General features: G+C 60.5%; 4 protein-coding genes. 2 read left to right on the plus strand and 2 right to left on the minus strand.

The genetic code is table 11. From position 1 onward, the window contains the following. Nucleotides 1-345: 345 nt before the first annotated feature. Nucleotides 346-1,479, minus strand: a complete 1,134-nt coding sequence (locus tag ADM64_RS01970; protein ID WP_049193006.1) for an Mrp/NBP35 family ATP-binding protein — start codon at nucleotides 1,477-1,479, stop codon at nucleotides 346-348. 319 nt (nucleotides 1,480-1,798) lie between these two features. On the opposite strand from ADM64_RS01970, the gene ADM64_RS01975 reads away from it, so the two are divergent. After that, nucleotides 1,799-2,281: a general stress protein gene (locus tag ADM64_RS01975; RefSeq protein ID WP_042388577.1), complete on the plus strand. Its 483-nt coding sequence runs from the start codon at nucleotides 1,799-1,801 to the stop codon at nucleotides 2,279-2,281. A 43-nt stretch (nucleotides 2,282-2,324) separates the two neighbouring features. Here the strand turns inward: ADM64_RS01975 and ADM64_RS01980 are convergent, their stop codons facing one another. Further along, the gene (locus ADM64_RS01980) at nucleotides 2,325-3,548 is read right to left on the minus strand and encodes a magnesium and cobalt transport protein CorA (RefSeq protein ID WP_049193007.1); all 1,224 of its coding nucleotides are present in this window, start codon (nucleotides 3,546-3,548) and stop codon (nucleotides 2,325-2,327) included. Nucleotides 3,549-3,591: 43 nt separating this feature from the next. Between ADM64_RS01980 and ADM64_RS01985 the strand changes: the two genes are divergently transcribed. Then, complete coding sequence (locus tag ADM64_RS01985) at nucleotides 3,592-4,347, plus strand: hypothetical protein (protein WP_049193008.1); 756 nt, start codon at nucleotides 3,592-3,594, stop codon at nucleotides 4,345-4,347. The last annotated feature ends 174 nt before the right edge of the window (nucleotides 4,348-4,521 follow it).

Raw genomic sequence — 4,521 nt, forward strand, 5'->3', positions numbered from 1 at the left:
CCCCAAAGGCACCAACTTTACCGATGTCACCGACCAAGAGGTCGCCGAGGCGGAAGCATTGCTGAATAACCGGCCGCGGGTAGTGCTCGACGGGTTAACTCCCCGGGAGGTAATCTCTGGTGTTATCCATGATGCAATGACCGCCTGACCCTACCGCACAAATTTTGCCACGAAAGTGTCATAAACCTAGTCAGTAAGTGCACGCAGCCGCTTTGATGGATGCACCACCGAAAGCGCCCACAACACATACGCCCCAGACACCGCAGCCGCAAAAGCAGACGCCCCCTTCCCGGCACCGAAAATACCGGGGAGGGGGCGTCGCTGTGATCGTCGTAAAGCGAAGGCCTACTTCGGAGTCACGCCCAGGCCGAGCGACTTGCCTGCGAGCGACTCGCGACGAACAACCAGCTTGTCAGCGATGGCGTTCAGGGCCTCGCCCGCGCCCGAATCCGGCTTGGACAGGACAATCGGGGTGCCCTTGTCGCCGCCTTCGCGTAGCTCTGTGTCCAGCGGCACCTGGCCGAGCAGCTCGACCTTTCCGCCGGTGATCTGGGTAAGACGACGGGCAACGGTCTCGCCGCCACCTGCGCCGAAGACCTCCATCTTGGAGCCGTCCGGCATCTCCATCCAGCTCATGTTCTCGATGACACCGGCGATGCGCTGGCGGGTCTGCAGCGAAATGGTGCCGGCGCGCTCTGCGACCTCGGCGGCGGCCATCTGCGGGGTAGTAACAATCAGCAGCTCAGCGTTCGGCACGAGCTGCGCCACGGAGATGGCGATGTCGCCGGTTCCCGGGGGCAGGTCGAAAAGCAGGACGTCCAGGTCGCCCCAGAACACGTCCGCGAGGAACTGCTGGATAGCGCGGTGCAGCATTGGCCCACGCCAGACAACCGGTGCGTTGTCGTCGACGAAGTGTCCGATAGAAATCAGTGACACGCCGTGCGCCTGCGGAGGCATGATCATGTCGTCGACCTGGTGTGGCTTTTCCTCGGAGCCCATCATGTGCGGAATGGAGTGTCCGTAGACGTCGGCATCGAGGACACCGACAGACAGGCCCTTCGCGGCCAGCGCGGCGGCGAGGTTCACGGTCACGGAGGACTTACCGACGCCACCCTTACCGGAGGCGACGGCGAACACGCGGGTGCGGGAGTCCGGCTGGGCGAATGGGATCACCGGCTCGGAGGCGGTGCCGCGGACGGCGTTGCGGAACTCGCGGCGCTGCTCGTCATTCATCACATCGGTGGTGACGGTGACGTTGCCAACGCCCTCGATACCGTTCAGCGCCTCTTCGGTGCGCTCGATGATGGTGTTTTTCATGGGGCAACCGGCGATGGTGAGGTAAATCTCCACGGCCACGTCATTGTTGTCCGCCACCGAGATGGACTTGACCATGCCAATCTCGGTAATCGGGCGACGTACCTCAGGATCTTCGACCTGCGCCAGGGCGGTGCGAACTTCAGCTTCAGTAATCGTAGACATTATGTAGTGAATCTTATCGTGAGACCCCGCAAGACAAAGAACTACTGACAAAATCAGTAGTTTGCCGCTTTACGACGGTCACAGCGACCAACCCTTCCGGCAAGAGCGGTGGCGGTGGAATGGGCGGCGGACCAGTCGGTGGAACAATTGCCAATCGTCTGACGTTGTCCTTGATAGAACGCCTTTTGGCGATAGTTTTAGCAATATTTTCAGCAACTGAGTCACCTTTTACTGTGACAACAACTGCAAGGGAACGGTGAGAGTACCGATGGCAAATGGGGAAGCGGGCAGCGGTTGGGGGAGCGGCCGGGAACAGAGCATGAAGTCCCGGTTGCCTCAGCGCCAGGTACCCGAGGGGTGGCCGGTGGGCAGTTTCACCAACTACTCCGACGCGCAGGCGGCGGTGGATTCGCTCAGTGATCGCGATGAGTTCCCGGTTTCCGACCTCACCATCGTCGGTGTTGACCTGATGCAGGTGGAGCGCGTGGTTGGCAGGCTGACCTGGCCGAAGGTGCTCGGCGGCGGCGCGCTGTACGGGCTGTGGATGGGCCTGTTCTTCGGCCTGATTCTGGGGCTTTTCCAGGAGGATTGGGTTAGTCCGCTGATTGTTGGCCTCGGTATGGGCGCCATCTTCGGCATCGTGCTGGCCGCAGTTCCGTACGCAATGCAAAACGGCAAGCGGGATTTCTCGAGCACAACGGAGATTGTTGCCCGTCGCTACGACGTCCTGTGCAATCCCCGCAATGCCGAGCGGGCCCGTGACCTGTTGGCGCAGCGGGCGCTCGGTGGGAATCGCGGGTAGGTTGCTGTATCCGTCGTAAAGCGATGCCTGCCAGAAGCAGTACCTACAGCCACTTGTTGCGGCGCAGGACCCACACCAAAAACGCCACGATGGCAAACATGATGGCGAGGACGATGAAGTAGCCGTACTCCCAGTGCAGCTCGGGCATGTGGTCAAAGTTCATGCCGTAGATGCCGGCCAGGGCGGTCGGGACGGCGAGAATAGCCGCGTACGCCGAGATGGTACGCATATCCTGGTTCTGCTGCAGCTGGATTTTCACGGCGGCGGCGTCGATGAGGGCGGAGAGTCGTTCGTCGAGTCCGGAGACGAGGTCCGCGGCGGCGAGCTGGTGGTCGAGAACATCGGAAAGATAACGGCTGACGTCCTTAGGCATGATGTCTTCCCGCAGATTCATCAGGGAGCGCAGTGCCGGTGTCAGCGGATCGATCGCGTGGCGCATTTCCAGAATCTCTCGTTTGAGGATGTAAATGTCCTCAATATCCGAATCCAAGTTCGGCTCGAAGACTTCGTCTTCCATGATCTCCACGCGATCTTCCAGCTGCATAGCGATGCGCAGGTACGCATCGACGAGGTTGTCCGTCAGTGCCCACAGCACGCCCGCGGGGCCGTAGTCGATGGCGTCGGTGGTGTTCTCCACGCGTGCGCTAATGCGCTGCATATCCGAGCTAGGCATGCCCATGCGAATGGTGATGACGTACTCCGGGCCGATAACAATCATCAGCTGGCCGGAGCGAATAATCTCATTTTCGTCATCCGCGAGACCTTCCGGGGAGTAGTGAATCGAGCGAATAACAAAAACAACGTGATCATCGTGGATCTCAATCTTGGGGCGCTGGCGGTTAGTCAGTGCGTCCTCCACCGTCAGCTCATCCAGCCCGTAAAGCTCAGCGATGGCATCCATCTGTGTCGCGTTGGGGCGCGACAACGACAGCCACGTGAAGCCCTCGCCAAAATTCCGTACCTCGGACAGCCCGGAGAAGTGGTCGTAGGTGCCCGGCAACCGCTTGCCGCCGATGTAGACGCCGCAATCGCGCAGGGCATCGCGCACCGCCTCCGACTGCGTTTCTCCCACGCTTGACGACGAGCCGTTGGTGCGCGTCACCTTCGAGACAGCCGACTTCGCTGCGGATTTAGCCGCATTCGTCGCCCGAGCGGTTTTACCGGGTTTTCCTGTGGCCGACGGTTTTTGGCTTTGACTGGCCGAGCTAGTTCGCGGATTGCGAGCCTTCGCCGAAGCGCTGATGTTGCGGCTTTTCTCTTCGCCCATTCTGGGTGACCTCACAATCCGTTCGTAGGTTACGCTGGTGTCGATGATTGATTCTAGACGTGCGAACGCCGGGTTCCACTTTCGCATCCGCTCAATGGGGTGCAAGGGTAGCTCCACGGCTACTGCGTGCACTTTTACCGCCCTGGCATTGGTCACTGGGGCGACGGGGTTCGGTCTTGCCGCATGTTCTGATTTGGATCCGCAGATGCCCGTTCCTCCTGAGCAGGAGGCGGTAGTGACTGTCGGGGCAGACCTACGCAACCCTGAGCAAGCAGCTCTTGCGTACGTGTATGCGCAGAGCTTTGAGAGGATAGGTCGGCAAGCGGAGGTCGTTGGCATTCGCAATGCTGACGACCGGTTGCGGGCCGTACGCAATGAAGCGGTCCTGGTCTCCTTCGGATGCACAGGTGAGCTACTCGGCCTGAGCGACCCTGCGTCGGCGGCTTCACTGGCGGAGGAATACGCCGACGACTCCACCCCGGACAAGCAGTTCAGCGGAGAGTGGCGCGACCGCGTGTACGACGCATTTTCGCGGTCGCTGCCGGGCGAAGTAATGGCCACCGACGCGGGCATGGCACAGGGCTGCGCGGATCTGTCAGCTGACAATGCCGGGGCTGACTTGCCGCAATGGCTTGTGCCTTTCTACGTCAAGCCAGCGCTGGACCGAGATGATCGAGTCCGCGTGCTCAATGAAATTGCGGGTTCGCTGAGCACTGAGGACTTAAAGCTGATGACCCGGGCTGTGGCTGGTGGCGCCAGCCCTGAGTTGGTCGCTCAAGAGTGGCTGGACAAGGCGTAGTCGGGGCGGCGGGGGCTAGTTGTGGCGGTATCTGACGCGTATCTGCTGTTGGCTGCCGCCAAGTTTGTTGAATAACCCATGAATGCGGGCTGCAAATGTGAAACTGTGCGAGTTTATGACACTTTCATGCCATTTTTCGGGCGGTAGGGTCAGGCGGTCATTGCATCATGGATA

Source organism: Corynebacterium sp. 401_CJEI, from assembly GCF_001076435.1.
GTDB lineage: Bacteria > Actinomycetota > Actinomycetes > Mycobacteriales > Mycobacteriaceae > Corynebacterium > Corynebacterium jeikeium_D.

Excerpts from the sequence above, each read along its gene's own strand:
- ADM64_RS01970 (WP_049193006.1), bottom strand. The coding sequence starts at position 1,479 with ATGTCTACGATTACTGAAGCTGAAGTTCGCACCGCCCTGGCGCAGGTC.
- ADM64_RS01975 (WP_042388577.1), top strand. The coding sequence starts at position 1,799 with ATGAAGTCCCGGTTGCCTCAGCGCCAGGTACCCGAGGGGTGGCCGGTG.
- ADM64_RS01980 (WP_049193007.1), bottom strand. The coding sequence starts at position 3,548 with ATGGGCGAAGAGAAAAGCCGCAACATCAGCGCTTCGGCGAAGGCTCGC.
- ADM64_RS01985 (WP_049193008.1), top strand. The coding sequence starts at position 3,592 with ATGATTGATTCTAGACGTGCGAACGCCGGGTTCCACTTTCGCATCCGC.